The following is a 25,755-nucleotide window of genomic DNA, read 5'->3' as shown; positions in this document are numbered from 1 at the left end:
TTCCCTGAGCCCGCGCTTCGGTACACGAACGCGGTTGTTTTAAGCGGCAACCGAGTCGATCAATTCCATCTCGCGGCTCGTCATGAGCTTCTCGATGTCCATCAGAATCAGCATGCGGCCATCCACGGTGCCTAAGCCCGTCAGATATTCGGAGGTCAGCGTCGCGCCGAATTCGGGCGCGGGCATCACTTGCTCTTGCGTGAGCGTGAGCACGTCCGAGACGCCGTCGACCACCATGCCGACCACGCGATGCGCGACGTTCAGAATGATCACGACCGTCTGGTTGTCGTACTCGACGCGACCCAGATTGAACTTGATGCGCATGTCCACGATCGGCACGATGATGCCGCGCAGATTGATCACGCCCTTGATGAACGAAGGCGCATTGGCAATGCGCGTCACGTTGTCGTAACCGCGAATCTCCTGCACCTTCAGGATGTCGATGCCGTACTCTTCGGCGCCGAGCGTGAACACCAGAAACTCTTGTCCGGCGGCTTCCGCGTGTTGCGCGTCGCGACGCGAAGACGTCGCGGAATGGATGTTTTGAATGTCTGCCACGGTAACTCCTTCGATGCGGGTGTTAATGAGCGTGCGCGCTGTGCTGCACACGCGATTCGCGGTTGAGCGCGGCCACGTCGACGATCAGCGCGACGCTGCCATCGCCCAGAATGGTCGCGGCTGAAATGCCGTGCACCTTGCGATAATTGGTTTCGAGATTCTTCACGACCACTTGCTGCTGGCCGACGAGTTCGTCGATCAGCATGGCGAAGCGCCGGCCTTCGGTCTGCATGATGGTGACGATGCCTTGCGTGGGCTCGGTGCGCGCGTTCTCCACGTCGAACACGGCATGCAGCGCCACGAGCGGCAGATACTCACCGCGCACGCGCACCACGCGCTCGCCGTTGGCGACCGTGTAGATGTCTTCGGCCACCGGCTGAAGCGACTCCATCACGAAGTTGAGCGGCAGAATGAAGATCTCGCTGCCGACCTTCACCGACATGCCGTCGAGAATCGCGAGCGTGAGCGGCAGCACGATCTTGGTGGTCGTGCCCGCGCCTTCACGCGACTTGATTTCGACGTGGCCGCCCATCGACTGGATGTTGCGCTTGACCACGTCCATGCCCACGCCGCGGCCGGAAATGTCCGTCACCTGTTCGGCGGTCGAGAAGCCCGGCATGAAGATGAGCTGCCACACTTCCTCGTCGCTCATCGACTCGGAAACCTGCATGCCCTGCTTCTGCGCCTTCGCGAGAATCTTGTCGCGGCGCAGGCCCGCGCCGTCGTCGCTGACTTCGATCACGATGTTGCCGCCGTGATGCGCCGCCGACAACACGAGCTGGCCGGTCGTCGACTTGCCCGCCGCGCGACGCGCTTCCACGGTTTCGATGCCGTGATCGAGCGAGTTGCGCACGAGGTGCGTGAGCGGATCGATGATGCGTTCGATCAGGCTCTTGTCCAGTTCGGTCGCCTGACCGAACGTGACGAGTTCCACGTCCTTGCCGAGCTTGCCCGCGATATCGCGCACGAGCCGGGGGAAGCGGCTGAATACGTAATCCATCGGCATCATGCGGATGGACATGACGGCTTCTTGCAGATCGCGCGCGTTGCGTTCGAGCTGCGCCATGCCGTTGAAAAGACGGTCGTGCAATGCAGGATCGAACGTGCTCGTCGTTTCCGCGAGCATCGCCTGCGTGATGACCAGTTCGCCCACCAGGTTGATGAGCTGATCGACCTTCTCCACGCCGACGCGAATCGAGCTGCCTTCCGCCGATGCGGCCGCTGCCGGACGCGCCTTTTTATCGGCATCGTTCGTATTGGCGTTGGCCGGTTTCTGTGACGGTTGGGCGGCAGTCTCCGGGACCGCCGCCGTCGCCGCTTGTTGTTTTTGTTGCGCCGTGGATGCAGACGCGTCGAGCGCCTGCGATGCGTCCGGCTGTTGCTGTAGCGCGTGATGCGCCGCCGTTGCCGGCGGTACTTCGACGGATGCGGCCGGCGACTGCGCCGACTGATCCGCCGCATTGCCACGGCCGATTCCGATCTGCGATTCATCGATCACGAAGCAGCACACGGCCACGATGTCGTCGGCGCTCACGTCCGACTCGAGCCAAAGCACGAGTTCGGCGTCAGTCTTCTTTTCTCCGACGATACTTCCCAGGTTACCCAGCTCCTCGGTCAAAGTCGCCAGGTCCTTCTCGCCCACCCCCCGTAGCGTAATTTTCAGGTGGGGTCCTGCTTCCGCTGCCGATGCTGCCGCAGCGGTTCCTGCAATCGGTGCGCCGTCCGTGACTTCGAACGCGCCGTCCCACGTGCCGTCGTCCTCGATCGCTTCCGCAGCCTGCGCGATGACATGCGCGGGCGGAGCGTTCGGGCCTTCGTAGGCGAATTCGTGTTGTTGCGCCTTCTCGATGACGGCGGCGGCTTCTTCTATCACCGGTGCCGCCGGCGCTTCCGGGTCTTCGTGCTTCAGACGCTCGAGTTTCGCGCAGATCGCCGCGGCCGCAGCCGCATCCGGCTCGGCGCTCGCGCGATACGCGGCGAGCTGGTCCGAGAGCACGTCCTTTGTCGCGAGGAAGGTATCGATCATGTCGCGGCGCAGGACGAGTTCGTTGTTGCGCGCGCGGTCCAGAAGCGATTCGAGGATGTGCGTCGTTTCCGTGAGCGCCGTAAAGCCGAAGGTCGCCGCGCCGCCCTTGATCGAATGCGCCGCGCGAAAGATCGCCGCGAGGTCTTCCGGATCGGGATTCGCAATGTCCAGAACGAGCAGCAGCTGCTCCATCTGCGCGAGCAGTTCGTCTGCTTCGTCGAAGAAGGTCTGATAGAACTGGGTAATGTCGAGTGTCATGCTTGAGTCACCGCAGAAATGCTGTTCAGTCGCGTTATTCGGTCGAGGTTTGCTTCGTCTTGCTCAGTGCTGCTCTTCGGGTTCCGACAGTGCCGCCACCAACTCGGTCAAGAGCTCGGGATCGAGCGGCTTCTGAATCCAGCCGGTCGCTCCCGCCGCGCGCGCCGCGTCCTTGAACGCTTCGCTGTCCTCGGTCGTCAGCACGAGCACCGGCGTTGCCTGGTAGGCGTGATTCACCCGCAACTCCGCGATCAAATCGAGCCCGCTCTTGCCGGGCATGTGCTGGTCCGTCAGGACGAGATCGAAACGCTCGGCGAGGGCCCATTCGAGCCCTTCGTTGCCGTCCGACGCGACGGTCACTTCGTAGCCCGCCGTCGTCAGCGTGGCGGAGAGAATCTGCCGCATGGCGGCGGAATCGTCGATTGCCAGAATGTTCTTGATCATGTGTGTCTCTTGCGGTCTTGCCGGGTTGACGGCTAAAACGTGTGGAGTCTTGAGAGTCTTTCGCGCGGATTTCGCTTTTATTGCGGTCGCGCTTGGAATACGGGCGCGAGTTTGTCCAGCACGGGAGCCGCGCCCGCCGCGTTGTCGAATGTCGCGGGCGGCGCGCCGTCGTCGCGCAACATGGCGCTCTCCGCGCGCCGGTTGAGCACGATGATGCTGATGCGCCGGTTTTCCGGGTCCATCGCGTCCTTGCGATTCAGGTTCTGCGTCGATGCAAGCCCGAGCACGCGCAGCACCTTCGCTTCGTCCATGCCGCCATAGATCAGCTCGCGCCGCGACGCGTTCGCGCGGTCCGCCGACAGTTCCCAGTTGCTGTAGCCCTTGTCGCCGCCGGCGTACTTCACGGCATCCGTATGTCCTTGCACGACTATTCGATTGGGCACGTCGTTCAGCGTCTTGCCTATCTCGCGCAAAATGTCGCGCATGTACGGCTGCACGGAGTCGCTGGAGAGCGCGAACATGGGCCGCTTCTGGGTATCGACAATCTCGATGCGCAAGCCCTGCTGGGTCGAATCGATGCGTATCTGCTGCCTGAACTGGCGCAAGGTCGGGTTGGCCTCGACGGCCGACATGAGCTTCACCTGGAGGTCGTGCAGGCGCTCTTGCTCGCGGCGTTCGATCTCGCCTTCGGCTTGTCTCAACGCGGCTTCATCGGGTCTTGCCGATGAGCGCACCGCGAACGGCGTATTGCCTTCGGTGGTGCGCACCGTGCCGGGCTCGGGGCTCGACAGATCGCGCCCGCCGCCCATGATGATGCTGGAGTCCATGCCGACGGTCTTGCCGCCGACCATCGCGGCCTTGAGCGGCGTGTTGAAGTATTCGGCGATACCGCGTCGTTGCACCGGCGAAGTCGAACTCAGAAGCCACATGAGCAGGAAGAACGCCATCATCGCGGTCATGAAGTCCGCGTAGGCAAGCTTCCACGCGCCGCCGTGATGTCCCTTGCGGCCCGCGACGATACGCTTGATGAAAATTGGCCGGTCTTTGTCGGGTGAACTCATGGCGTCGTTCCTCGCTTCACTTCGCGCGGACCCGGCGCACGTGTTCTTCCAGTTCGGAGAACGACGGGCGCTCGGTCGAGAACAGCACCTTGCGGCCGAACTCCACCGAGATGGCGGGCGCATAGCCGTTCAGACTCGCAAGGATCGTCACCTTGATGCACTGAAACATCTTGGTCTGCTCGGCCACGCGCTGCTCCGCCACGCCCGCGAGCGGGCCGATGAAGCCATACGAAAGCAGAATGCCGAGGAAGGTGCCGACGAGCGCCTGCGCGATCATCTCGCCGAGAATCGCGGGCGGCTGATCGGCGGAAGCCATCGTGTGCACGACGCCCATGACGGCCGCGACGATACCGAACGCGGGCATGGCGTCGCCCACTTTGTGCAGCGCTTGTGCGGGCGCTTCGCCTTCGGCGTGATGCGTCTCGATTTCCTCGTCCATGAGGCTTTCGATCTCGAACGCGTTCATGTTGCCGCCGACCATCAGCCGCAGATAATCCGTCAGGAATTCGACGATGTGCTCGTCCGCGAGAATCTTCGGGTACTGACCGAAGATCGGGCTTTTATGGGGATCGTCGATATCGCTTTCGAGGGTGAGCGTGCCTTCCTTGCGCGCCTTGGCGAGCAGGACGTAGAGCAGACCCATCAGTTCCATGTACACATCCTTGTTGTACTTGGAGCCCTTGAACAGCGTGGGAATGACGCGCAGCGTCGACTTGATCGTCTTGATGCCGTTACCGAGGATGAATGCGCCGACACCCGCGCCCGCGATCATCAAGATTTCGACCGGTTGCACGAGCGCGCCAAGGTGGCCGCCTTCGAGCGCGTAACCGCCGAATACGGACAGCAATGTCACGAGCGTTCCAACGAAAATCAGCACAGTCGAGTCCTCAAGGTAGTTGCGGGATGACCGCCGTTATGTGGGTTTACGGCACGGCAAGGGAAAACTTTGGTGCATGACCGGGAGGTGAGGCAAACGCTAAAACCCGCGTGGGATGGGGCTCTGACGACATGCGGCGCAATGGCGCATGACGCGCGGGGAAGCTACGGTGCGAGTGCCTTTTCGTGCGCGCGATGGCGGCGTATAGCTCTTCGCGATAAGCCAGTTGTTCGTGGTTAAAGACGAGTTGACCGCGAGACGTGCGTCGATCTGGCAGCGAGGCGGCTCACTGCATGGGTCGCCTGTCATGGGCCGCAGACGTATGCCGACCAACTTACGAGGTGTTGGCACGGCGGCCGCTCGTCCGATCGGTTCATGCCGGCTGCGCGCCGTTGCGTTCGGTCAGCGCTGTGAACGTGGAACGCAAACGCCGCCGTGATCGGCTCGAATCAACGCGCAGATCAGCCGGCTTCTATCGCCAATGCATCCGCGAGGAGGGTCGCGTCCGGCGCTGCGCTTTTGTCCTTTTCGTCGAGTGACGAAAGGATGGCGTGATCGTCGAAGCGAAAGCGGCACAGCAAATGGCTCGACGACGCCACCCTCACCGCCTGCGCGGGCGAAAGCGAAGCCAGTAACTGCGCCACGTCGTCCGAAAGCGCCAGCCGAGCCATGGCCGAAGCGCGGTCCGCAAGCAATAGCTGCTGCGCCAGAAGCAAGTACGCGAGATTAAGCTCGCGAATCTCCGCGAGCGTGGTGGTTGTGCTGGCCGTCATCTTTTCCCCGAATCGATACCCGGCTCGTCAGGCCGTGCGGGAAACGTTTGCTCGGATCGCTCTGGATTGCGGCGATTCGGCCCCGCTCATGGTGTGGATTCGATTGTCGATGAGGCTTCGAGCGCGCGCCAATCGGATAAATCGACCGATTTACCGACGGAAAAGCCCGCGACGTCGTGTAAGAAAAATTCCTACGCGAAATAGTTGAACGGCTGTTTGAGCGAATCGGGAGCACCAAACTCAACTATCGGCTGCTTTTCATCTGACTTGAAACGCTGTGAGCACGAATCGCCCCGTGCCATGCGTAGAACCGGCCCATATGCCTTAGGCCCGATCCGTGCTACTTCAATGCCTCGCGGCAATGCCCTGCGTGCGTCGAATTCGTCTACGTCATTGATATCGATGCACTTTTTGACTTCGTAACAGCCGTTGTTTCGCGCTGTAACAAGGTTAAGCGTTTGAAAAATGAAGTGTAATGCCGCGCTCGATCCCGATAATGAGCAGTAAGGGATAACCCGGTTGAACAGTTTCTTGTCCGGGCCAGTCTCGGGCGGCGTCTTCTACACGAACGCGGCCCGCCCGAACGGCATGCGTCGAGCGCTCGACCGGAGCGTGACTGCAATGCCTTAAATAACAGGAGAGTCACGTTATGCGAATCGCACAAATTGCACCGTTGCACGAAGCAGTTCCCCCGAAGTTTTACGGCGGCACCGAGCGCGTCGTGTCGTATCTGACCGACGCACTCGTCGACCTCGGCCACGATGTAACTCTGTTCGCCAGCGGCGATTCGCAAACCAAGGCGACTCTCGATGCGGCCTGGCCGCGCGCGCTGCGCCTCGACCCGACCGTGCGCGACGCGCTCGCGCCGCACATGCTCCTGCTCGAAACCGTCCGCCGCCGCGCGCATGAATTCGACGTGCTGCACTTCCACCTCGACTACATGCCGTTCCCGCTGTTCACGCAGATGGACACGCCTTTCGTGACGACGCTGCACGGCCGTCTCGACCTGCCTGAACTCCAGCCGATCTTCAACACGTTCACGAAGGCGAACGTGATCTCGATCTCGGACAATCAACGCACGCCGCTGCCGCAAGCGAACTGGCTGAACACGGTCTATCACGGTCTGCCGGAAGATTTGCTCACGCCGCAGCCGCACAAGAAGCCGGAATACCTGGCGTTCCTCGGCCGTATCTGCCCGGAAAAGCGCGCCGATCTGGCCATCAAGATCGCGGCGCAAAGCGGTTTGCCGCTGAAGATCGCAGCGAAAGTGGACAAGGTCGACCAGGAATATTTCAAGTCGACCATCGAGCCGCTCTTGTCGCAGGCGCATGTCGAGTTCATCGGCGAGATCAATGAAGCGCAAAAGCCGGAATTCTTGTCGGGCGCGAAAGCGCTGCTGTTCCCGATCGACTGGAACGAGCCGTTTGGCCTCGTGATGATCGAAGCGATGGCATGCGGCACGCCGGTGATCGCGTTCAATCGCGGCTCGGTGCCGGAAGTGATCGATCATGGCGTGACCGGCTTTATCTGCGAAGACGTGCAAGGCGCAGTGGGCGCGCTGCATCGGATAGATGAGCTATCGCGCACGGAAATCCGCGCGCAGTTCGAGCGTCGTTTCAGCGCGAAGACCATGGCGCAAAATTACGTCGATAGCTACACGGCCATGCTTCAGGCGGCCAAGCGTCCGGTGCTTCGTCAGGTCGCAGTGGGCTAATACGCGGCGCGCCAGACCTTAGGTATCGTTTAAAAAAACCGCCCGACAACGGGCGGTTTTTCATTGTGTGAGCCCAATTCAACCCGCTAAGGATATTCCGAAGATTCTGCCGTTATCGCGTGAATTGACTGCAAATCAACCATTTTTGACAGTTTTGCCAAAGAATCGCGCTTAAACTCCGCTGCGCAAGAGGAGTTGAGCTTTCTTGCATTTTGTCAACGGTTGTTCATATTTTTCACGAAGGCAGGATCATGCAATTGTCGAAGCGTCTCGGCGCTGAAATTTTTGGTACTTTCTGGCTTGTGCTGGGCGGTTGCGGAAGCGCCGTGCTTGCCGCGGCCTTTCCTCATGTTGGCATTGGCCTGGCTGGCGTTTCGCTGGCGTTCGGTCTCACCGTGCTCACCATGGCTTACGCCATCGGCCATGTGTCGGGTTGCCATCTGAACCCCGCGGTCAGCATCGGTCTCGCGGTTGCGGGCCGCTTCCCGGTACGTGATCTCGGTCCGTACATCATCGCTCAGGTGATCGGCGCGACGCTCGGCGCATGGGTTTTGTCGCTGATCGCCACGGGCAATCCCGACTTCAATCTGGTTGCCAGCGGCTTCGCGGCGAACGGTTTCGGCGAGCACTCGCCGGGCAACTATTCGATGCTCGCGGCACTGGTTTGCGAAGGCGTAATGACTTTCTTCTTCCTGTTCGTCATTCTCGGCGCCACCGATGACCGCGCACCGAAGGGTTTCGCGCCGATCGCCATCGGCCTGTGCCTCACGCTCATCCATTTGATCTCGATTCCCGTCACCAACACGTCGGTGAATCCGGCGCGTTCGACTGGCCCGGCATTGTTCGTCGGCGGCTGGGCACTCGACCAGTTGTGGCTGTTCTGGATCGCGCCGTTGGCCGGTGCAATCGTCGCGGGCGTGGTGTACCCGATCCTGACGAGCGAACGCAGAAAGGCACTGATCACTGCCTAAGTACGTTTGATCATGCTTCAAAGACGGGCGCCTCGTGCGCCCGTTTTGCTTTTCCAGCGCGAATTCTGTGCTCTTAGATTAAAGCGGCGAGACAAATGTAATGGACAATTACGAAGCATGCTTACTATCTTCGTTCGGCGCGCCGTTCCCTTGCTTGAAAGCCTTGCTGGACAAGGCTCCGGCTTGCTTCATCGTCTTTACGACGCGCTTTCATACCGTAACAACTCGTCGAGGCTTGTAAGACGCGCGGCGCTTACATTGGACTCATGCGACACGCGTCGCTCTAAAGGAGAACACCATGAAGCGCATCGTCACCCACATGCTCGTAGCTGCCGGCCTCGCGATCGGTGCGGTTGGAGCGGCTCAGGCCCACAGTGATCTTCACATCGGCGTTTCGCTCGGCGCACCCGCGTATGTGGCGCCGGCTCCGGTTTATGTGCGCCCGGCGCCGGTGTATGGCCGACCTTATTATCGTCATGACGAACCGCGCTGGCATGGCAACTACGGCCACGACAATGGCCGATGGAATCGTGCCGGCTGGCATGACAACGGCAATCACAATGGCTGGGGACGTCGCGGATAAGAACGGCGCAGTCGGTTGCGGCTGCGGTTGCCGGAGCTGCAGCGGCCGGAGCTGCGGTGGCGGTCGCAGTTGAAGTCGCCGTCGCCGTCGCAGTCGCAGTTGCACTTACGGTGGCGTTCGCCGTCGAAGTTTCGATGGCACTCGCGGTCGTTGTCGCAGTTGCGATGGCACTCGCGGTCGCCGTTGCCGTCACAGTTGCGTTGGCAGTTGGAGTCGCAGTCGCACCTACCGTGGCAGTCGCCTTCGCAGTTGCGATGGCACTCGCGGTCGCCGTTGCCGTCGCAGTTGCGTTGGCAGTTGGAGTCGCAGTCGCACTTACGATGGCAGTCGCCTTCGCAGTTGCGATGGCAGTCGCGGTCGCCGTTGCCTCCGCAGTTGCGATGGCACTCGAAGTCGCAGCACGAGCCACCGACGCCCCGCACGCTCCATCAACAGGTCAGGCATCCGCAATGTCGTCGCGAATCCCGAAAAGCTTGCGCAACTGATGCGCGACACCCGCCTCGAAGTTGTTGCCAATACGCGGTACGTCCGGCAGCCGCTTGATGAGATCGGGATTCGCGTTGTTCATCATGAACGGATGCCCTGCCGTTTCGAGCAGATCGATGTCGTTCATGTTGTCGCCAAACGCGACGCATTGTGCGGGATCGATATCCAGTCGCTGCAAAACGTAGCGCAGCGCGCGTCCCTTCGATACATCCGAAGTCATCACCTCGAGACAGTCCGGCAGCGAATAGGTGACGTACAGCGAGTCGCCGAATTCGCGCTCCAGATTTGCCGCTGTCTCTTTCAGATCGGCCGGCTCGCCGATATACAGCACCTTCGCGATGTTCTCGCCGTCGTGCTCGCGCAGATCCATCACCTCGTACTTGAAGCCCGAATCCTGATGGAAAACGAGCAATTGCGGCGCGTGGCGGTCGATCAGCCACGCGTCGTCGGCGAAGAGGTTGACGATCACGCGCCCATTGCCGCCCGCAAGATCCGGTTGCACCAGACGGCGAACGGCGGCGGGATCGAGATCGCGCGAGTAGATGCGTTCGTCGCCAGGCGCGTGCACGCGTGCGCCGTTCGACGTGATCAGATAGGCGTCGACACCGAGCACATCGCGAATACCCGCGACGTCGCGATAATGCCGCCCCGTCGCGATCACGATAGGTACGCCGCGCGACGCGAGCGTGCGAACGGTGGTCGCGGTGAAGGGGTCGAGCTGGTGGTCGCTGTTGAGAAGCGTGCCGTCGAGATCGGTTGCAATGGCCGAGTACATGAACTGCCCTGTGTGAGCGGATCGAAGCTGCCGCGAAGCGGGCTATTTTATCGCGCCCGACGATGCGCACGTCTCGCCAGTTCCAACGCGCCAGCGGCCGAATCGGCGCGCGGGGATCGCACGCGTTCGCGCAAGGCGGCAGGCACGAACGGCTCGTAAAGCGCGGCTAGTCCGCCGCACAACGCAACAGGCAGCTTGCCCGCGGGATCGAGCGCGCCGACGAGCGTCTCGATCTCCCGTGCGGCCTGCGCGAGCAAACGCGCCGCCGCCGGATGATCGCGGAACTCGAAGACGAGCGGCGCGAGCGTGGCGTACACCGTCTGATTGGCGGCGCAGAGCCACACGACAAGGCTGTCGCGATCGCTTGCGCCGGTGCGTTCGAGCAGTGCGCGCGACCAGCCGTCGGCATCCGCGCGACCGTCGAGAACGCGCTGAAGATGCACGACCGCGCGCAGGCCGAGCCACGCGCCGCTGGCTTCGTCGCCGCTCGGAAAGCCATAACCGCCGGCGATTCGGCATACACCGGCTTCATCGAGCGATGCCGCGATGCTGCCCGTACCGAGCGCGACGATCACGCCCGCGTCGCCTCCGTGCGCGCCAAGAATCGTGGTGTAGGCGTCGCTCTCGACGCTCAACGCGCGCACGCGTGGCGCGTGAGCAAGAAAGCCCGCGAGCCAGTCTGCGTTATTGACGCCAGCCAAACCGCAGCCGAGCGAGCATGCGTTCCAGTCGAACGGCAGACCGGCGCTTTCCAAGGCGCGCCGGCAGGCATCGCCGATAGCCTGCCACGCGCGCTCCACGCCGAGCGCGAGCGCCGAGGGACCGCCGCTCGCGCGCGCGAGTTCGGCGCCGCCAGCATCGGCAAGAATCACGCGCGTGCCGCTGCCGCCGCCGTCGATGCCCAGCAGAAAGCCGTCGGAAGAAGTAAGAGTCGAGGTAGTCATGGCCGCAAGCTTACCGGTGCTGGCGGCGCGCGCCAATTGGCCGAATGGCCGAGGTGGCGGAAAGCGGCCCTTCGGCTATCCTGACGCGATCCGAAAACCGAGAAACGCAATGGCCGATACCGACGCAACCCGCTGCTCCTGGGCGACCGCCACGACGGACGCAATGGTCCACTATCACGACACCGAATGGGGCGTGCCCTCCCGCGACGATCGTCACCTCTTCGAAATGCTGGTGCTCGAAGGCGCGCAGGCCGGGCTTTCGTGGTCGACCATTCTCAACAAACGGGAGGGCTACCGCGCGCTGTTCGCGGACTTCGATATCGAGAAAGTCGCGCGCTTCACTGCAAAGGACATCGAGCGGATCGTCGGCGACGCGCGCGTGGTGCGTAACCGCATGAAGATCGAATCGGCGGTGCTCAATGCGCGCGCGGTCCAGCAAATTCAGGCGGAGCACGGGTCGTTCGCCAGCTTCGTGTGGTCGTTCGTCGGCGACGCGCCGATCGACACGCCCCGGAGCGCGGACAATCCAACACCAGCATCGACGCCCGAGTCGGACGAACTCAGCCGCGCGCTCAAGAAGTACGGCTGCAAGTTCATCGGCACAACCATTTGCTATGCGTTCATGCAGGCGACCGGCATGGTCAACGACCACGCGGCGACGTGTCAGGCGCGGCAAAAAATCAAGACGAAACGGAAAGCGCCCGCCAAGGCCAAGCAATGAGCCCGGTCCGATATGGAAAATCTTTGCTTTTTGGCAACATGCCTGAGTGCAAAAACTACGCATCAGGGAAGATCCTTATAGCTGACGTTTTTTTGCAGTGAAGCAGCGCTAAAACCTTATTGGATAAGGGTTTCCGATGCTTCTTCCGCACTGCACGAACGTGCGGTTCATGTAAAAATGGCGTCCTCGCGTGCGCCACCGCACCTTTTTACCGAGCCGAACCGTTATAACTGTCGGTAAGCGGATCGTTCAAGGAATCAAGAATCCGACGCGAGCATAAGGACGCTATGAGACCTAGGCGTCCAGGCCGGGAAAACCATCATGCTCGAAGCAGTACCCGGACAGCAGTCGCAACAACGCCGCTGTTCCGGTGCCGCAAGTGCAGGTTGCTCGAACTACTCAACGCTTGGCCGCTGCGCAGGGGCGCAGGGGAGAATGAATATGAAAAGCCTTAACTTCCTGACCCATCAGGACATTTTCAACCGCGCAGTCCAGCATCTTCTCGTGCAAGGACAAGCCGCATTGCTGCCACACGGCGGCGGCGCGTATCGCGGATACTGCGGCGGCTGCCCGATCGGCAGCTTCATTCAGCCGCGCGACTACATCACGGCGATGGAAGGCATTCCCATTCGCTACATCGCGAAGGCGCCCGAAGTGGTGCCGGCGTATATGGATGTAGGCGTCGCGGGTCTCAAGCGTGCGCTCTTGCGCGCGCGTATCAACGTGTTCGATCCCAACACCGTCGAGTTGCTCTCCTGCCTGCAGAACGTGCATGACGTTTTCGGCAAATGGGAATGGCGCGAGCGTCTTGCTTCGATCGCGCGCCAGTTCGGTCTGTCGGCCGAGCTCCTGAAAACGGCTGCATAAGCGCTTCGGGTGTCGAGATGTTGAGCCCAATCACGATGTTGAGTCCAAAGGACATCTACCAACGCGTCAGCCGGCATTTGCTGGAGCAAGGCGCGGTATCGGAAGATGACAACGGTTCCTGCCGCCTGCGCAGCGCGAACGGGCGCAAATGCGCAATCGGTTCGCTGGTGCGCGACGAGCATTACGACCCGGCGCTCGAAGGCGTGGGAATTTCGTACTACCGGCACGCGCACGACGGCAAGCTATTGCGCGCGCTGTATGCGTCGAATGTGAATGCGTACGATCCGAACGTGATCGATCTATTGATGGAGCTGGAGCAGATTCACGACGACTCGAGCGTCGAGGAATGGCCACATCGGCTCGCGGTACTCGGCAAGCGTCACGCGTTCGTCTAAAGACCGGCGGTAGAAAGCAAAACGGCGGTGCGCCCTTAGGGGTCGCACCGCCGTTTGCCTTTGCCGAACCAGATTCGCACCCGGCCCGAGGCGAAGACGCTTAGTGCATCTTCTTCGGCAGCATCTGGCTGCGCAGGCGCTTGCGCAGACGCGAAACGGCTGCTGCCTTCTTGCGCTTGCGCGCGGTGGTCGGCTTTTCGTACGACTGGCGCTCGCGGAGTTCCGCGATCAGGCCATTCTTTTCGATCGTGCGACGGAAACGCCGAATCGCGACATCAAACGGCTCGTTTTCTTTAAGGGTAATGGTGGTCATGTAAATCCTGTTTCGCTAAACGTATTTCTAACTGCACGACGGACAAACCCGCCGCGCGCCGGCACTCCGATCGTCCACCCAACACGGCGGACACGAGCAAAGCGGCCACGGAGGCCGGAAAAGAGAGAGAGTTGAGATTCAGTTGCGCGCTCGCTGGAAAGACGTGAACGCGCATTTGGAGCCGTCTGCTGCACATTGAGCATTTTCACGCTCGACGGCAAAGGCAAAAATCGGACACATTTCTCGATTCGGGCGCGATGTTACCAGAACCTCGCGCCCGTGCCAACACCTCGGTTCACTGCAAGCCTTTGATGCAGCGGAATTATTTTTGCCAGGCGCTGGCTTCGTCGAGCGCTTTGACATCTTCCGGCGTGAGTTGCAGGCGCGTGGCTTCCGCAAGGCTTTCCAGTTGCTGCACGGACGTCGCGCTGGCGATAGGCGCGGTCACGCTCGGGCGCGCGATGATCCACGCAAGCGCGACCGTCGCGGGCGCCGTGTCATTGCGTTTGGCGACTTCGACAAGCGCATCGACAATTTTTAAACCGCGGTCGTTAAGATACTTCTCCACACGCGAGCCGCGCGCCTTTTCCTGCGTGTCTTCCTTCGAGCGGTACTTACCCGACAGAAAGCCGCTTGCAAGACTGAAGTACGTCGCCACGGCGAGCTTGTTGGCCTCGACGACCGGTTCGAGATCCGTCTCGTAGGCTTCGCGATCGTAAAGGTTGTATTCCGGCTGAAGGATTTCGTATGCGGGCAGTCCCGACTCCTTCGAGATCTTCAGCGCCTCTTCCACCCGCGCGCCCGAATAGTTCGACGCGCCGATCACGCGCACCTTGCCTGCGGCGATGAGCTTCTGATAAGCGCCGAGCGTTTCTTCGAGCGGCGTGTTTTCGTCGTCGCGATGCGAGTAGTACACGTCGATGTAATCGGTCTTCAGGCGCCGCAGCGAGTCGTCCACCGCCGCCGCGATATTCGCCGCCGAAAGCCCCGAGCGCGTGCTCAGCATGCCGACCTTGGTCGCCAGCACGATCTTGTCGCGCTTGCCGCTTTCCTTGAACCACTTGCCGATGATCGTCTCCGACTCGCCGCCCTGGTGCCCGTCGATCCACGCGGAGTAAACGTCGGCGGTATCGACGAAATTGAGGCCGTGATCAACGAACGCGTCGAGGATGGAGAACGACGTGCGCTCGTCCGCGGTCCAGCCGAACACGTTGCCGCCGAAAGAAAGCGGCGCGACTTTGAGATCCGATTTGCCGATGGTGCGTGTCTGCATGTGTGCTCCGGATGCTTGATGGGTACGGATCGAAAAGGATACGCGGGAACGCGCCAGTGCGCTCGGAGCGCTTTTCGGTGCCTCGCGCAAAAGCGCCGAACTGAGCGGTTTTTCCCCGCCAGTTCCGCCCTTCGGCTCAAGGTGGACGGCTCGATAATCCGTGCAACGCTACCGAAATGCCGAGACCATGAACACCTTCGAAGCACTGGACCAAACGCCCGCACACGTCGCGACGAACGCCGACCAGCAGTTCGAGGCCGATCTCGCCGATGTGCTGCAAGCCGCGATCCTGCAGCATCAGACGCTCAACCTGCACGAGGCCGAGAAGCTCTATCTCCTCGTTCTGGACGCGCGGCCGCAACACGCCGACGCCAACTTCAACCTCGGCATGCTGATGGCGCAGCGCGGTCAATACGAGGCAGCCGTGCCGTTCTTCGAAACCGCGATCGGCACGGACCCGACGCAGCATATCTATTGGGCTACGTATATCGACGTGCTGACGCGCAGCGGTCAGGTCGCGGCGGCGAATATCGTGTTCGAAGTCGCAGTCGCGCAAGGCATGAGCGGGCCGGCAATCGAGAAACTGGCCGCCGAACTGCGCGATGCGACAAAGTCGCGCGAAGGCATCACGGCGCCAAACGGCCGCACGACGCCGACGCCGCAGGAAGTACAGCAGTTGCATGCGCACTTCAATGGCGGGCGACTCGAAGAAGCCGTGGCGCTCGCGAAGACCCTGACGCAGCGCTTCCCCACTTTTCTGCTGGGATGGGAAGTCATGGGCGTGGCCCAGGTTCGCCTGATGGACCTGCAGTCGGCCATTCCCTCGCTACGCCGTTATTTGCAATTGAAGCCGGATGGAATCGACGTTCGCCGAATCCTGGCCGACTCCCTGCGCCTTTTCGACAAGTTCTTCGAAGCGGAAGCCGAATGCCGGCGCATGATCGAGCAGGACCCGAACTATCCGGAAGCGCACCGCATTCTCGGCGTGACGCTGCGCTCGCTGATGCGCCTCGACGACGCGCAAGCTGCTTGCCGTCGCGCCGTGGAACTCGCGCCGTTGTCGGCGAAAGCGCACGAAACGCTCGGCGTGGTGCTGATGGACCAGACGCGGTTCGACGACGCGGAGAAGCATTCGCGTCGCGCGATCGAACTCGATCCAACTTGCGACAGCGCGCACGAGAACCTGTTGTTCTGCTTGTCGCACAAGGAAGAAATCGACCGGAAGGCGTACTTCGAGCAGCATCTGTACTTCGCCGAGCAATGCGCGAAGCCGCTGCAATCGACGTGGAAGAAGCATCGGAACCAGCCGGACCCGAACCGCTGCATTCGCGTGGGCTTCGTCTCGGGCGACTACAACCAGCATCCGGTGGCTGTCTTCATCGAGCCGGTGTTCCGCTATCTCGTAAACGATCCCAGCGTCACGGTGCACGCGTACTACAACCGCTCGGTGACCGACGAGGTCACGCGCACGCTGCGCGATATCGTGCCGCGCTGGCACGACGTCTCGGGTTATAGCGATGCCGCGCTCGCCGACAAGATTCGCGCGGACGGCATCGACGTGCTGATCGATCTTTCGGGGCACACGGCCTATAACCGCCTGCTGACTTTCGCGCGCAAACCCGCGCCGATCCAGGCGACGTGGATGGGCTATCTCGGCACGACCGGCATGACCGCGATGGATTACTACATCGGCGATCGCCACTATGTGCCTGAAGAACAGATCGACGGTCAGTTCGTCGAAAAGCTGGCTTATCTGCCGGCGTATGCGCCTTTCAAGCCCTCGGAACATGCGCCGGCGCTCAACGCGTTGCCCGCGCTCACCAACGGCCACATCACTTTCGGCAGCTTCAACCGCTTCAACAAACTGCGTCCGCGCACCATCGCGCTGTGGTCGGAACTGCTGCGCGCGGTGCCGGATGCGCGCATGTTGATCGCAGGCGTGCCGCGCGACAACAGCCACACGATTCTGATCGATTGGTTCGAGAAGGAAGGAATCGATGTGAGCCGGCTCGAGTTTCGTCAGCGCTCGTCGCTCGTGCGCTATCTCGCGCATCACCTCGACGCCGATATCGCGCTCGACACGTTCCCTTACGCGGGCGGCGTCACCACCATGCAGGCGCTGTGGATGGGCGTGCCCACGCTCACCTTGCCCGGCGAACTGATCGCGAGCCGAGGCAGCACGTCGGTGCTTTCCAACACGGGCCTCGGTGACTTCGTGGCTCGCGACCGCGCGGACTTCGTCGCGAAGGGCATCGAATGGGCGGGCCGGGTCGAAGAACTCGCGCAGATCCGCGCCGGCATGCGCGAGCGCTGCCTGCAATCGCCGGGCTTCCAGCCCGACACGGTGGCCCGCGCGCTCTCCGCCAGCATGCGCCAGATGTGGCAGCGCTGGTGCGCCGGCAAGGCTGCGGCCACGTTCGACGTCTGAAGCGAATTTTTTAACGAAAGAAGTCGCTCCGTCTGCCGTTAAAGCTCTCAGACGGGGCATTCAAAAACCGCGAGCATCGGCAGCAGAGCCCCGCTGGGCAAGCTTTAGCACGGATTTCCAGGTATTTATCAGGCAAATCGAAACGAGCACTAAAGTTTGCCTAGCACGGGCCGAAAACCTAAACAAGCGGCCAAACAAACAAACGACGGACGCTTCCGCCAAACGATGGCGTTATCAACTCAGATAAATGCGCCAGGCCTCATCGGAGAAACAAAATGATCGGTATCAATAGCAACATCAACTCGCTGGTCGCTCAGCAAAACCTGAACGGCACGCAAAGCGCACTGTCGTCGGCAATCACGCGTCTTTCGTCGGGCAAGCGCATCAACAGCGCAGCAGACGACGCAGCTGGCCTCGCAATCGCTTCGCGCATGACCTCGCAGATCAACGGCCTGAACCAAGGCGTTTCGAACGCGAACGACGGCGTGTCGATGGTTCAGACGGCTTCGAGCGGTCTGTCGCAGATCACGGATAACCTTCAGCGTATCCGTCAGTTGGCCGTGCAAGCATCGAGCGGCTCGCTGTCGACGGCTGACAAGACCTCGCTGCAACAAGAAGTGACGCAGCGTATCAGCGAAATCAACCGTATCTCGTCGCAAACCACGTTCAACGGCACGAACCTGCTCGACGGCACCGCCGGCAGCAAGACGTTCCAGGTTGGCGCGAACGTCGGCCAGTCGATCACGATCGACCTCGGCTCGGCAGCAAACGTCTCGGCTCTGTCGCTCGGCGGCAGCAACCCGCAGAAGGGCACGGTCATCGGCACGGTCGACGGTCTGAGCCTGGGCAACACGGGTGCATCCGCAGCTGCCAGCTCGGCAACGATCACGTCGGTCAACGTCATCGCTGACGGCTCCGGCGGCTACACGTTCACCGACCAGGACAACAAGGCGCTCGGCAGCTCGTTCGCCTCGTCGAACGTGTTCACGGGTCTGTCCGCAGGCAGCACGAGCATCAGCCTGAACAGCACCAACGTTCCTTCGGCAACCGCAGCTCAAACGTCCGAAGTCGGCGCGCTGACCGCGAACAACACGCCGCCGCAAGTGTCGCAAATCGACATCAGCAAGGCGAACGGCGCATCGTCCGCAATCGAGGCAGTCGACAACGCACTGGATGCAGTGAACTCGCTGCAAGCTCAGTTGGGCGCCGTGCAGAACCGCTTCAGCTCGGTTGCCGCTACCCAGACCGCGCAGTCGACCAACCTGTCGTCCGCTCAGTCGCAGATCACCGACGCGAACTTCGCGCAAGAAACCGCGAACCTCTCGAAGGCTCAGGTTCTGCAACAAGCTGGTATCTCGGTTCTGGCGCAAGCGAACTCGATGCCCCAGCAGGTTCTGAAGCTCCTCGGCTAAGCATCGCCGACGCAGTAACCGGCGCGTCTCGATCACGGCGCGCCGGCGACGTACCCAGGGAGGCTTGCCTCCCGATTTGCATTTCCGCCAGAGGCGCCTTCATGACGAATCGCCTGCTGACGGCGCAGTAAAACGCATCTTCAACCGCTCACGGCAAGAAGCCAGAAACGGAGCCATACATGTCCACGGTAGCAACCACTTCGGCATCCACGGTCGATCCGACCAGCGCCGTCCAGCAGGCCGCGCAGTCGATCATCAGTGGCTCGACCAACTCCACGATGGATGTGAACTCGCTCGTCACCGCCATCGTCAACGCGAAGGTCGCCGGACAGACGGATGCGCTGACAGCCAAGCAAACCAAGGACAACACCCAGCTCACCGCGGTCGGCACGCTCAAGTCCGTGCTGTCGCTTTTGCAAAGCTCGGTGAGTTCGCTCGCGGACGGCACGACGCTCGGCGCCTTCACGGCGACCGGCAGCGGCAAGGGTCTGACCGGCACGGCCAGCACCGGCGCGGTCGCGGGCACTTATTCGGTCGCGGTCAGCAATATCGCCACCTCGCAATCGCTTACCTCCACCGCGTTCACCAGCACCGCGCAACTCGGCACGGGCACGATGAAGCTGTCGGTGGGCGGCAAGGACATGTCGATCAGCATCGACTCTTCGAACAACACGCTCGCGGGCATTGCGTCCGCGATCAACAAGGCAAGCGGTAACCCCGGCATCACGGCGGCGGTCGTCAACGGCACCGATGGCGCGCACCTCGTGCTGCGCTCGGCGTCGACGGGCCAGGCCAACGGCATTACCGTGGCGGTCACGCCGAACATGCAGTCCGACGGCACGACGCCCGACGACAACGGTTTGTCCAAACTCAACGTGGCATCGACGTTGAGCGCCGCCACGACAGATTCGAACGGCAATGCGGTTCCGGCACAGACGGCCATCAGCTCGTCGAACTGGACGCAGACGACGGCCGGCATGGACGCCAACTTCACCATCGCGGGCACGCCTGCCAGCAGCTCGACCAATGCGGTCACGACGGCGCTGTCCGGCGTGACGCTGAATCTCACGTCGGATGCGGTCGGCACGACGCAGACCTTGACCATCGCGCAGGACACGGCCACGCAGAAGACGGCCATCGATGGTTTCGTCACCGCGTACAACAACTTCATCACGACGGCCGCGTCGCTGACTTCGTTCGACTCGACCCAGGCAGCCGGTTCGCAAGGCGGCGCGCTGCTCGGCGACTCGATGATGAACACCATTCGCAACGCCCTTTCCAGCACGATTGCCAAGGGCGTGGGTTCCGGCACGAGCCAGGTGAACCTCGCATCGATCGGCATTACGCTGCAACCGGACGGCACGCTCAAAACCGACGAAGACGCGTTGACCGCGGCATTGTCGAGCAACTCGGGCGCGGTGGCATCGCTCTTCAATTCGAGCACGGGCGTAGCCGCGCAACTGAACAACAGCCTGACCGGATTTCTCGCGACAGGCGGTATTGTCGATACGCGCACGACCGCGCTCACCGCCGATCTTTCGAGCATCACGGACCAGCAGACCGCGCTCGCTTCCTACACGGCGCAATTGACCACGACCTACAACGATCAGTTCACCGCGCTCAATACGCTGATGTCGCAGATGGCGACGCAGGGCAGCTACCTGACCGCGCTCTTCGGCGGCACCAACAGCGCGGGCGCGCTGGCAAGCAACAAGTCGTAAGGATCGAACATGAACCAGCAAGAAATGATTCAACACGCCTGGGCACTGACCGAGGCGATCGAAGCAGCGGTCAACGAAGAAAACTGGGCGCGCGCGGCCGAACTCACAGAGGCGCGCACGCCGCTCCTGATGGCTGTGGAAGCGAATCAGCCGGCTGAATCGCTCGCGACCATTCGCCGGATTCAGGCGAGCATCGAAGCAACGATGGGCCGTGCGAACGCCGCGCAAGCCATGCTGTCGACGGCGTACCGCAAGTCGATGGATCAGGCGAAAGCCGCCGGACGATATCAACAAGCCGCGCGCTTCTAAAGTTTTTCCGGCACGCGCCGATAACCTTAATAAGAACAACGAGAAGAACGCGTCAGACATGACGCGGCGCTTCGCTCTTGATGCCCGCCTCGCGCGGGCATTTTTTATTTGCGTCGCTCGAAGGCTTCAGCGGCCGAGGGTTAAGGTCAGATAAGCCGCGTACAAGATGCCATTGCCAAGCAATGCCCACAACACCACGCCATTGCCGCGCGCGTTGAAGCGCAGCCATGCCGCCGCCGCGAGCGTGATCAGCACGCCGGTCAGCACTTCCACGCGCGGCTCCCACGGCGTCAGCATGATGCCGATGCCCGGCAGCAAGGTGCCCTGAAATACCATCGCGCCTGTGATGTTGCCGAACGCTAGCGTATCTTTTCCGCGTCGCGCCCAAAGAATGCTGTTCACTTTTTCCGGCAGTTCGGTCGCAATCGGAATGATGATGAGCGAGAGCAAGAGCGGCGATATGCCAAGCGCCGCCGACACGCCTTCCACACCGTGGATGAAGCCCTTCGCCCCGCCGACGAGCAGCACGATGCCGATCAGGAACTGCAGCATGATCGACCCGATACCGTTCGGCAAACCCACGCGCGTGATGAAGAGACGCTCGGGCGCTTCCGTGCCGTGTCCGCTTTCGACGAGACTCGCCGATGCCTTGAACGTGGTGATCACGTAAATCACGTATAAGCCGACGAGGCCGACCGCGAACATCGCCCGCACCTGCCACGCATGATGCGGCACGAACATGGCGCCGGCCGCAATCAGGAACGCGACGAGAAAGAAGTTCAGGTCGCGCGTGAAGCCGCTGCGCTCGGGCATGATCCGGCCGCGCAAGCCACGCGATTTGATGACCGCGAGCGTCATCAGGAAAGTGGAAAGCGTCGCGAGCATGAGTGGCGCGCCGAGAATGGCGCCAACACCGATTTCTTCGTTAACCGAACGGCTCGCCGTGCCGCCCAGCAGCGCGATGATCGGCACGGTCGTTTCCGGCAGCGCCGTGCCGACCGCCGCGAACAGCGATCCAGTCACGCCCTCCGATATGCCGAGCCGTTCGCCGAGATGTTCGAGCGCATTGGTGAAGAGTTCCGATGCGATGAGAATGACCGCGAGCATCAACGCGAGTTCGACGAAGAGCATCGTCATGCGGCACCTCGCGGGAAACGATGCAACGCGCATGCGCGAATGAGCGCGCAGCGAGACAGGGATTTTTGTAGTTGTGGGGACACGATGATTCCACGGTCGGACGTTCAGCGAACCACGATGCGCCATGCGCCGTCCGACCAAGAACGACAAAGCGCATCGATGGTCTCGCCAAACCGCCGGATGCGACAGCACCGACCGGTCGAACGCGCCACGGCAGCAAGGCCGAGGATGTTGACGCGTTCTCCTTCGCTGATGGAAGGAAGGCTACTCCCCAAAGACCGGGGCAGTGTAGCCTGAGCCGCCCGGTTCGGCAACCCGCACGGCGCGTTCGAGGCATAAGCGTATGCGCAACGATTCGTTGTCGAGCGGCGAGCGCTTCGCTAACCTAGCCGCGCGGATGCGCTACTTGCTCGCCACACGCGCACAGGGTAAAACCAGCCACAAGAACAATCGTAATGTGACCAGCCGGGTCACGGGAGATCTCATGCGCAACACACTTTTCGCTGCCGCCATCGCGGCGACGTTCGCCGCCGCGCCGCTTATCGCAATGGCCAAGCCGCTCACCATCTGTACTGAATCGAGCCCGGACGGCTTCGATGTCGTGCAGTTCAATTCGCTCGTCACGACCAACGCGTCGGCGGATGTCATCTTCAACACGCTCGTGTCATACGACGAGGCCGCGAAGAAAGTCGCGCCCGCGCTCGCCGAGAAGTGGGAGCTCAGCAGCGACGGTCTCACCTACACGTTCCATCTGCGTCCGAACGTGCAGTTCCAGACCACCGACTACTTCAAGCCGACGCGTCCGCTCAATGCCGACGATGTCGTCTTCACCTTCGAGCGCATGTTGTCGGACAGCAACCCCTGGCACAAGATCGCGGGCGCGAGCGGCTTTCCGCATGCGCAATCGATGGGTCTCGTGAAGCTCATCAAGGCCGTGACCAAGGTCGATGACAGAACGGTGAAGTTCGAACTCAACGAGCAGAACGCGACCTTCGTGCCGATCCTCACGATGGGCTTCGCATCGATCTATTCGGCGGAATATGCGGACAAGCTGCTGAAAGCGAACCAGCAAGTCGATCTGAACAGCAAGCCTGTCGGCACCGGTCCGTTCGTGCTCAAGAGTTATACGAAAGACGCGGTGATCCGTTATGACGTGAATCAGAGCTACTGGGGGCCGAAGCCTAAAGTCGATCGCCTGATTTATGCCATCACGCCGGACGCCGCCGTGCGCGCGCAGAAGATCAAGGCGGGCGAATGTCAGATCGCGTTGTCGCCGAAGCCGCAGGACGTGCTCGACGCGAAGAAGGACAAGTCGCTGAAGGTTAGCGAGACGCCCGCATTCATGACCGCGTTCGTCGCGCTGAACACGCAGAAGAAGCCGCTCGATAACCCGAAGGTGCGGCAGGCGTTGAACATGGCGTTCGACCGCACCACCTATACGAAGACGGTGTTCGAAAACACGGGAACGCCCGCGGTGAACCCGTATCCGCCGAACACGTGGAGCTATGATAAGAACATCGCGGCGTACAAGTATTCGCCCGATGCCGCGAAGAAACTGCTCGCGGATGCAGGCTTGCCCAATGGCTTCGAAACGACCATCTGGGTGCGTCCGAACGGCAGTGTGCTGAACCCGAATCCGAAAGCTGGCGCCGAACTGCTGCAGGCGGATCTGGCGAAGATCGGCGTGAAGGCGCAGGTGAAAATCATCGAGTGGGGCGAACTCATCAAGGAAGCCAAGCAGGGCAAGCACGACATGCTCTTCATGGGCTGGGCCGGCGATAACGGCGATCCGGACAACTACCTCTCGCCGCTTTTCAGTTGCAATGCGGTGAAGTCGGGCATCAACTTCGCGCGCTTCTGCGACCCGCAACTCGATAAGCTCATCGCGGATGGCAAGGTCACCTCCGACGTCGCGAAACGCACGAAGGCTTATGTGGACGCGCAAAAGATCATCCACGATCAGGCGCTGTGGATTCCGCTCGTTTATCCGACTGCGGCGGCAATCACGCGTGCGAACGTCAGCGGCTATAACGTGAGTCCGTTCGGGCGGCAGAACTTCGGGGCTGTGACGGTGCAGTGAGGGGTTCTAAGCGGGCGAGTACCGGATCACCCCGTCTTCGCCCGTCTCGCGCGTAAGCGTGCCATCCAGCCACAACAAGTTCAGATGCGCGAGCGCTTCGCCAAGTGCGAAGGTCATCTGATGGATATCGAGCTTGCGCTTGAACATGATCGGCACGATATCTCCCGCGCTGCACGGACGCTGCGTGCACGCCTCGACCACTTCCGCAAGCCGCGCGCGATGATGGTCCCGCAACTGACCGATACGCGTGAGCACGCCGCGAAACGGCTTGCCATGCGAAGGCAAGGCGAGCACATCGGCGGGCATGTGTTCGTAGCGTCCCAACGATTCGAGATATAGCGCAAGCGGATTGCCTTCTGGCTCGATAGCGAACACGGACACGTTCGTCGAGATGCGTGGCAAAACCATATCGCCGGAAATGAGCAGCTTGTCCGCCGCGCAATACAGCGCACTATGTTCGGGCGAATGACCGTAGCCCGAAATGATTTGCCATTCGCGTCCGCCAATCGCGATGCGGTCGCCATCGCGGATACGGCGGAACTCGGCGGGGATGGAAGGCACGAGCGTCGGGTAATAGCTGTCGCGCTTTCTCAATGCATCGAGCGATGCCTCGTCCGTTAGACCATGCGCCGCGAAGTGCTTCGCCGCGCGCTCGCCGCCCGCGTTCGAGCCATCGCCCGCGGCCATCACGCGGCCCATTGCATACTCGCCGAGCGCAATCCAGAGACGCACGTTCCAGCGTGCCTTGTCGCCACCCTTGCAGATCCAGTCGGCAAGACCGAGATGATCCGGATGGCAATGCGTGACGATCACGCGCAGCACAGGCAAGCCGTCGAGCGCGCTGTCGAACACGCTTTCCCAGTTCGCGCGAATATTTTCGTTCGAGATGCCGCAATCGATGATGGTCCAACCCTGCACGCCATCGATCTCATCGCGCAATAGCCACAGATTGATGTGATCGAGTGCGAACGGCAAAGGCATGCGCAGCCAGTAAAGGCCAGGCGCGACTTCCTTCACGCGCCCCGCTTCGGGCAATTCGTCGGCAAAAACATAATCGAGTTGATGTTCGAGTGCGTTCATTCTTTTGCGCCTCTGAAGTGTGCATGAATGCGGGTTCAAGCCACGTTGCAATTTCGCCAGGTTGACGATAACGTAAACCTCATTCTAACGTCGCATGTGTGATCACGTGCTCCGGCGCCGGCAATGACTCAAGCCATTCACTACACCATCAGCGAACTGGCGCGCGAGTTCGACATCACGTCGCGCGCCATTCGCTTCTACGAAGACCACGGTCTACTCGCGCCCGAGCGCGAAGGCGCGAACGGCCTGCGGCGTGTGTATTCGTCACGCGATCGCACGCGCCTGAAACTCACGCTACGCGGCAAGCGGCTCGGCTTTACGTTGTCGGAGATTCGCACGCTGCTGGACTTGTACGACTCGCCCACGGGCGGCACGCGGCAGTTGCAGGCTTTTGTCGATACCATCGCGGCGCATCGCGAAGTGCTCGAGCGGCAACTCGTCGATCTCACCACGACACTCGCCGAACTCGAAACATACGAGAAGCAAGGCCGCGCGCTCCTCGCCGCTGGCGTCGAAAAGCGCGCCCGCAGAGCCAAAGCCGCATGATGG

Annotated in this window: 24 protein-coding genes and 1 riboswitch; of the genes, 12 read left to right on the top strand and 12 right to left on the bottom strand. The window is 61.5% G+C overall.

Annotated features, from left to right (window positions below):
• Nucleotides 1-39: 39 nt before the first annotated feature.
• The 6 genes from cheW to flhD all read right to left on the bottom strand — a co-directional run bounded on the left by cheW (nucleotide 40) and on the right by flhD (nucleotide 5,997).
• Entirely contained in the window at nucleotides 40-558 is a 519-nt protein-coding gene (gene cheW, locus QCE79_RS00680) for a chemotaxis protein CheW (RefSeq protein WP_244826816.1), read from the bottom strand.
• Between the two features lie 22 nt (nucleotides 559-580).
• On the bottom strand, nucleotides 581-2,842 hold the full coding sequence (cheA, locus tag QCE79_RS00675; RefSeq protein WP_309841144.1) for a chemotaxis protein CheA: 2,262 nt from the start codon (nucleotides 2,840-2,842) through the stop codon (nucleotides 581-583).
• A 63-nt stretch (nucleotides 2,843-2,905) separates the two neighbouring features.
• Nucleotides 2,906-3,286, bottom strand: a complete 381-nt coding sequence (locus tag QCE79_RS00670) for a response regulator (RefSeq protein WP_244826814.1) — start codon at nucleotides 3,284-3,286, stop codon at nucleotides 2,906-2,908.
• Between the two features lie 77 nt (nucleotides 3,287-3,363).
• Entirely contained in the window at nucleotides 3,364-4,347 is a 984-nt protein-coding gene (gene motB, locus QCE79_RS00665; protein WP_244826813.1) for a flagellar motor protein MotB, read from the bottom strand.
• Nucleotides 4,348-4,363: 16 nt separating this feature from the next.
• The gene (gene motA / locus QCE79_RS00660; protein WP_244826812.1) at nucleotides 4,364-5,224 is read right to left on the bottom strand and encodes a flagellar motor stator protein MotA; all 861 of its coding nucleotides are present in this window, start codon (nucleotides 5,222-5,224) and stop codon (nucleotides 4,364-4,366) included.
• Between the two features lie 461 nt (nucleotides 5,225-5,685).
• Nucleotides 5,686-5,997: a flagellar transcriptional regulator FlhD gene (gene flhD / locus QCE79_RS00655; RefSeq protein WP_309841138.1), complete on the bottom strand. Its 312-nt coding sequence runs from the start codon at nucleotides 5,995-5,997 to the stop codon at nucleotides 5,686-5,688.
• 649 nt (nucleotides 5,998-6,646) lie between these two features.
• Here flhD and QCE79_RS00650 point away from each other — a divergent pair.
• From QCE79_RS00650 to QCE79_RS00640, 3 genes are all read left to right on the top strand, one after another.
• Nucleotides 6,647-7,711, top strand: a complete 1,065-nt coding sequence (locus QCE79_RS00650) for a glycosyltransferase family 4 protein (protein WP_244826810.1) — start codon at nucleotides 6,647-6,649, stop codon at nucleotides 7,709-7,711.
• 251 nt (nucleotides 7,712-7,962) lie between these two features.
• Nucleotides 7,963-8,682, top strand: coding sequence for an aquaporin Z (gene aqpZ / locus QCE79_RS00645; protein WP_244826809.1), 720 nt, complete (start codon nucleotides 7,963-7,965; stop codon nucleotides 8,680-8,682).
• Between the two features lie 298 nt (nucleotides 8,683-8,980).
• The gene (locus QCE79_RS00640; RefSeq protein ID WP_309841136.1) at nucleotides 8,981-9,265 is read left to right on the top strand and encodes a PXPV repeat protein; all 285 of its coding nucleotides are present in this window, start codon (nucleotides 8,981-8,983) and stop codon (nucleotides 9,263-9,265) included.
• 436 nt (nucleotides 9,266-9,701) lie between these two features.
• On the opposite strand, the gene QCE79_RS00635 is transcribed toward QCE79_RS00640, so the two are convergent.
• Together QCE79_RS00635 and QCE79_RS00630 are read right to left on the bottom strand one after the other, a co-directional pair.
• Nucleotides 9,702-10,526, bottom strand: a complete 825-nt coding sequence (locus tag QCE79_RS00635; protein ID WP_250508483.1) for a Cof-type HAD-IIB family hydrolase — start codon at nucleotides 10,524-10,526, stop codon at nucleotides 9,702-9,704.
• Nucleotides 10,527-10,573: 47 nt separating this feature from the next.
• A complete protein-coding gene (locus QCE79_RS00630; protein WP_309841134.1) occupies nucleotides 10,574-11,470 on the bottom strand; it encodes a BadF/BadG/BcrA/BcrD ATPase family protein in 897 nt (298 codons plus the stop codon).
• 109 nt (nucleotides 11,471-11,579) lie between these two features.
• Between QCE79_RS00630 and QCE79_RS00625 the strand changes: the two genes are divergently transcribed.
• From QCE79_RS00625 to QCE79_RS00615, 3 genes are all read left to right on the top strand, one after another.
• On the top strand, nucleotides 11,580-12,191 hold the full coding sequence (locus QCE79_RS00625; protein WP_309841133.1) for a DNA-3-methyladenine glycosylase I: 612 nt from the start codon (nucleotides 11,580-11,582) through the stop codon (nucleotides 12,189-12,191).
• Nucleotides 12,192-12,632: 441 nt separating this feature from the next.
• Nucleotides 12,633-13,058: a hypothetical protein gene (locus tag QCE79_RS00620; RefSeq protein ID WP_244826804.1), complete on the top strand. Its 426-nt coding sequence runs from the start codon at nucleotides 12,633-12,635 to the stop codon at nucleotides 13,056-13,058.
• A 35-nt stretch (nucleotides 13,059-13,093) separates the two neighbouring features.
• Entirely contained in the window at nucleotides 13,094-13,453 is a 360-nt protein-coding gene (locus QCE79_RS00615; RefSeq protein WP_250462691.1) for a hypothetical protein, read from the top strand.
• Nucleotides 13,454-13,553: 100 nt separating this feature from the next.
• Here QCE79_RS00615 and rpsU read toward each other — a convergent pair whose 3' ends face one another.
• Together rpsU and QCE79_RS00605 are read right to left on the bottom strand one after the other, a co-directional pair.
• The gene (gene rpsU, locus QCE79_RS00610; RefSeq protein ID WP_244826802.1) at nucleotides 13,554-13,766 is read right to left on the bottom strand and encodes a 30S ribosomal protein S21; all 213 of its coding nucleotides are present in this window, start codon (nucleotides 13,764-13,766) and stop codon (nucleotides 13,554-13,556) included.
• 322 nt (nucleotides 13,767-14,088) lie between these two features.
• On the bottom strand, nucleotides 14,089-15,039 hold the full coding sequence (locus QCE79_RS00605; protein ID WP_250508480.1) for an aldo/keto reductase: 951 nt from the start codon (nucleotides 15,037-15,039) through the stop codon (nucleotides 14,089-14,091).
• A 187-nt stretch (nucleotides 15,040-15,226) separates the two neighbouring features.
• On the opposite strand from QCE79_RS00605, the gene QCE79_RS00600 reads away from it, so the two are divergent.
• From QCE79_RS00600 to QCE79_RS00585, 4 genes are all read left to right on the top strand, one after another.
• Complete coding sequence (locus tag QCE79_RS00600; RefSeq protein ID WP_244826800.1) at nucleotides 15,227-17,467, top strand: glycosyltransferase family 41 protein; 2,241 nt, start codon at nucleotides 15,227-15,229, stop codon at nucleotides 17,465-17,467.
• Between the two features lie 275 nt (nucleotides 17,468-17,742).
• Entirely contained in the window at nucleotides 17,743-18,879 is a 1,137-nt protein-coding gene (locus tag QCE79_RS00595) for a flagellin (protein WP_250508479.1), read from the top strand.
• A 179-nt stretch (nucleotides 18,880-19,058) separates the two neighbouring features.
• Nucleotides 19,059-20,600, top strand: a complete 1,542-nt coding sequence (fliD, locus tag QCE79_RS00590; protein ID WP_244826798.1) for a flagellar filament capping protein FliD — start codon at nucleotides 19,059-19,061, stop codon at nucleotides 20,598-20,600.
• 9 nt (nucleotides 20,601-20,609) lie between these two features.
• Entirely contained in the window at nucleotides 20,610-20,909 is a 300-nt protein-coding gene (locus QCE79_RS00585; protein ID WP_244826797.1) for a flagellar protein FliT, read from the top strand.
• 126 nt (nucleotides 20,910-21,035) lie between these two features.
• Here the strand turns inward: QCE79_RS00585 and QCE79_RS00580 are convergent, their stop codons facing one another.
• Nucleotides 21,036-22,046 carry a sodium:calcium antiporter gene (locus tag QCE79_RS00580; RefSeq protein WP_244826796.1) on the bottom strand — a complete coding sequence of 337 codons (1,011 nt, stop codon included), beginning with the start codon at nucleotides 22,044-22,046 and terminating at the stop codon, nucleotides 21,036-21,038.
• Between the two features lie 117 nt (nucleotides 22,047-22,163).
• Nucleotides 22,164-22,331, bottom strand: a riboswitch (yybP-ykoY riboswitch).
• Between the two features lie 199 nt (nucleotides 22,332-22,530).
• Between QCE79_RS00580 and QCE79_RS00575 the strand changes: the two genes are divergently transcribed.
• Nucleotides 22,531-24,126, top strand: coding sequence for an ABC transporter substrate-binding protein (locus QCE79_RS00575; RefSeq protein WP_309841127.1), 1,596 nt, complete (start codon nucleotides 22,531-22,533; stop codon nucleotides 24,124-24,126).
• A gap of 6 nt (nucleotides 24,127-24,132) precedes the next feature.
• Here QCE79_RS00575 and QCE79_RS00570 read toward each other — a convergent pair whose 3' ends face one another.
• Nucleotides 24,133-25,206 (bottom strand): MBL fold metallo-hydrolase, encoded by a 1,074-nt coding sequence (locus QCE79_RS00570; RefSeq protein WP_250525295.1) that lies wholly within the window; start codon nucleotides 25,204-25,206, stop codon nucleotides 24,133-24,135.
• Nucleotides 25,207-25,329: 123 nt separating this feature from the next.
• On the opposite strand from QCE79_RS00570, the gene QCE79_RS00565 reads away from it, so the two are divergent.
• Nucleotides 25,330-25,752: a MerR family DNA-binding transcriptional regulator gene (locus QCE79_RS00565; protein ID WP_244826793.1), complete on the top strand. Its 423-nt coding sequence runs from the start codon at nucleotides 25,330-25,332 to the stop codon at nucleotides 25,750-25,752.
• The last annotated feature ends 3 nt before the right edge of the window (nucleotides 25,753-25,755 follow it).

Origin of the sequence: Caballeronia sp. LZ003, assembly GCF_031451465.1 — a bacterium.
GTDB lineage: Bacteria > Pseudomonadota > Gammaproteobacteria > Burkholderiales > Burkholderiaceae > Caballeronia.
Note: the sequence above shows the minus strand (reverse complement) of the source record. Positions and strands in the feature narration are given on the sequence as shown.

Coding starts and splice junctions, on each gene's coding strand:
- cheA (WP_309841144.1), bottom strand. CDS start 2,842: ATGACACTCGACATTACCCAGTTCTATCAGACCTTCTTCGACGAAGCA.
- QCE79_RS00670 (WP_244826814.1), bottom strand. CDS start 3,286: ATGATCAAGAACATTCTGGCAATCGACGATTCCGCCGCCATGCGGCAG.
- motB (WP_244826813.1), bottom strand. CDS start 4,347: ATGAGTTCACCCGACAAAGACCGGCCAATTTTCATCAAGCGTATCGTC.
- flhD (WP_309841138.1), bottom strand. CDS start 5,997: ATGACGGCCAGCACAACCACCACGCTCGCGGAGATTCGCGAGCTTAAT.
- QCE79_RS00650 (WP_244826810.1), top strand. CDS start 6,647: ATGCGAATCGCACAAATTGCACCGTTGCACGAAGCAGTTCCCCCGAAG.
- aqpZ (WP_244826809.1), top strand. CDS start 7,963: ATGCAATTGTCGAAGCGTCTCGGCGCTGAAATTTTTGGTACTTTCTGG.
- QCE79_RS00640 (WP_309841136.1), top strand. CDS start 8,981: ATGAAGCGCATCGTCACCCACATGCTCGTAGCTGCCGGCCTCGCGATC.
- QCE79_RS00635 (WP_250508483.1), bottom strand. CDS start 10,526: ATGTACTCGGCCATTGCAACCGATCTCGACGGCACGCTTCTCAACAGC.
- QCE79_RS00630 (WP_309841134.1), bottom strand. CDS start 11,470: ATGACTACCTCGACTCTTACTTCTTCCGACGGCTTTCTGCTGGGCATC.
- QCE79_RS00625 (WP_309841133.1), top strand. CDS start 11,580: ATGGCCGATACCGACGCAACCCGCTGCTCCTGGGCGACCGCCACGACG.
- QCE79_RS00620 (WP_244826804.1), top strand. CDS start 12,633: ATGAAAAGCCTTAACTTCCTGACCCATCAGGACATTTTCAACCGCGCA.
- QCE79_RS00615 (WP_250462691.1), top strand. CDS start 13,094: ATGTTGAGTCCAAAGGACATCTACCAACGCGTCAGCCGGCATTTGCTG.
- rpsU (WP_244826802.1), bottom strand. CDS start 13,766: ATGACCACCATTACCCTTAAAGAAAACGAGCCGTTTGATGTCGCGATT.
- QCE79_RS00605 (WP_250508480.1), bottom strand. CDS start 15,039: ATGCAGACACGCACCATCGGCAAATCGGATCTCAAAGTCGCGCCGCTT.
- QCE79_RS00600 (WP_244826800.1), top strand. CDS start 15,227: ATGAACACCTTCGAAGCACTGGACCAAACGCCCGCACACGTCGCGACG.
- QCE79_RS00595 (WP_250508479.1), top strand. CDS start 17,743: ATGATCGGTATCAATAGCAACATCAACTCGCTGGTCGCTCAGCAAAAC.
- fliD (WP_244826798.1), top strand. CDS start 19,059: ATGTCCACGGTAGCAACCACTTCGGCATCCACGGTCGATCCGACCAGC.
- QCE79_RS00585 (WP_244826797.1), top strand. CDS start 20,610: ATGAACCAGCAAGAAATGATTCAACACGCCTGGGCACTGACCGAGGCG.
- QCE79_RS00580 (WP_244826796.1), bottom strand. CDS start 22,046: ATGACGATGCTCTTCGTCGAACTCGCGTTGATGCTCGCGGTCATTCTC.
- QCE79_RS00575 (WP_309841127.1), top strand. CDS start 22,531: ATGCGCAACACACTTTTCGCTGCCGCCATCGCGGCGACGTTCGCCGCC.
- QCE79_RS00570 (WP_250525295.1), bottom strand. CDS start 25,206: ATGAACGCACTCGAACATCAACTCGATTATGTTTTTGCCGACGAATTG.
- QCE79_RS00565 (WP_244826793.1), top strand. CDS start 25,330: ATGACTCAAGCCATTCACTACACCATCAGCGAACTGGCGCGCGAGTTC.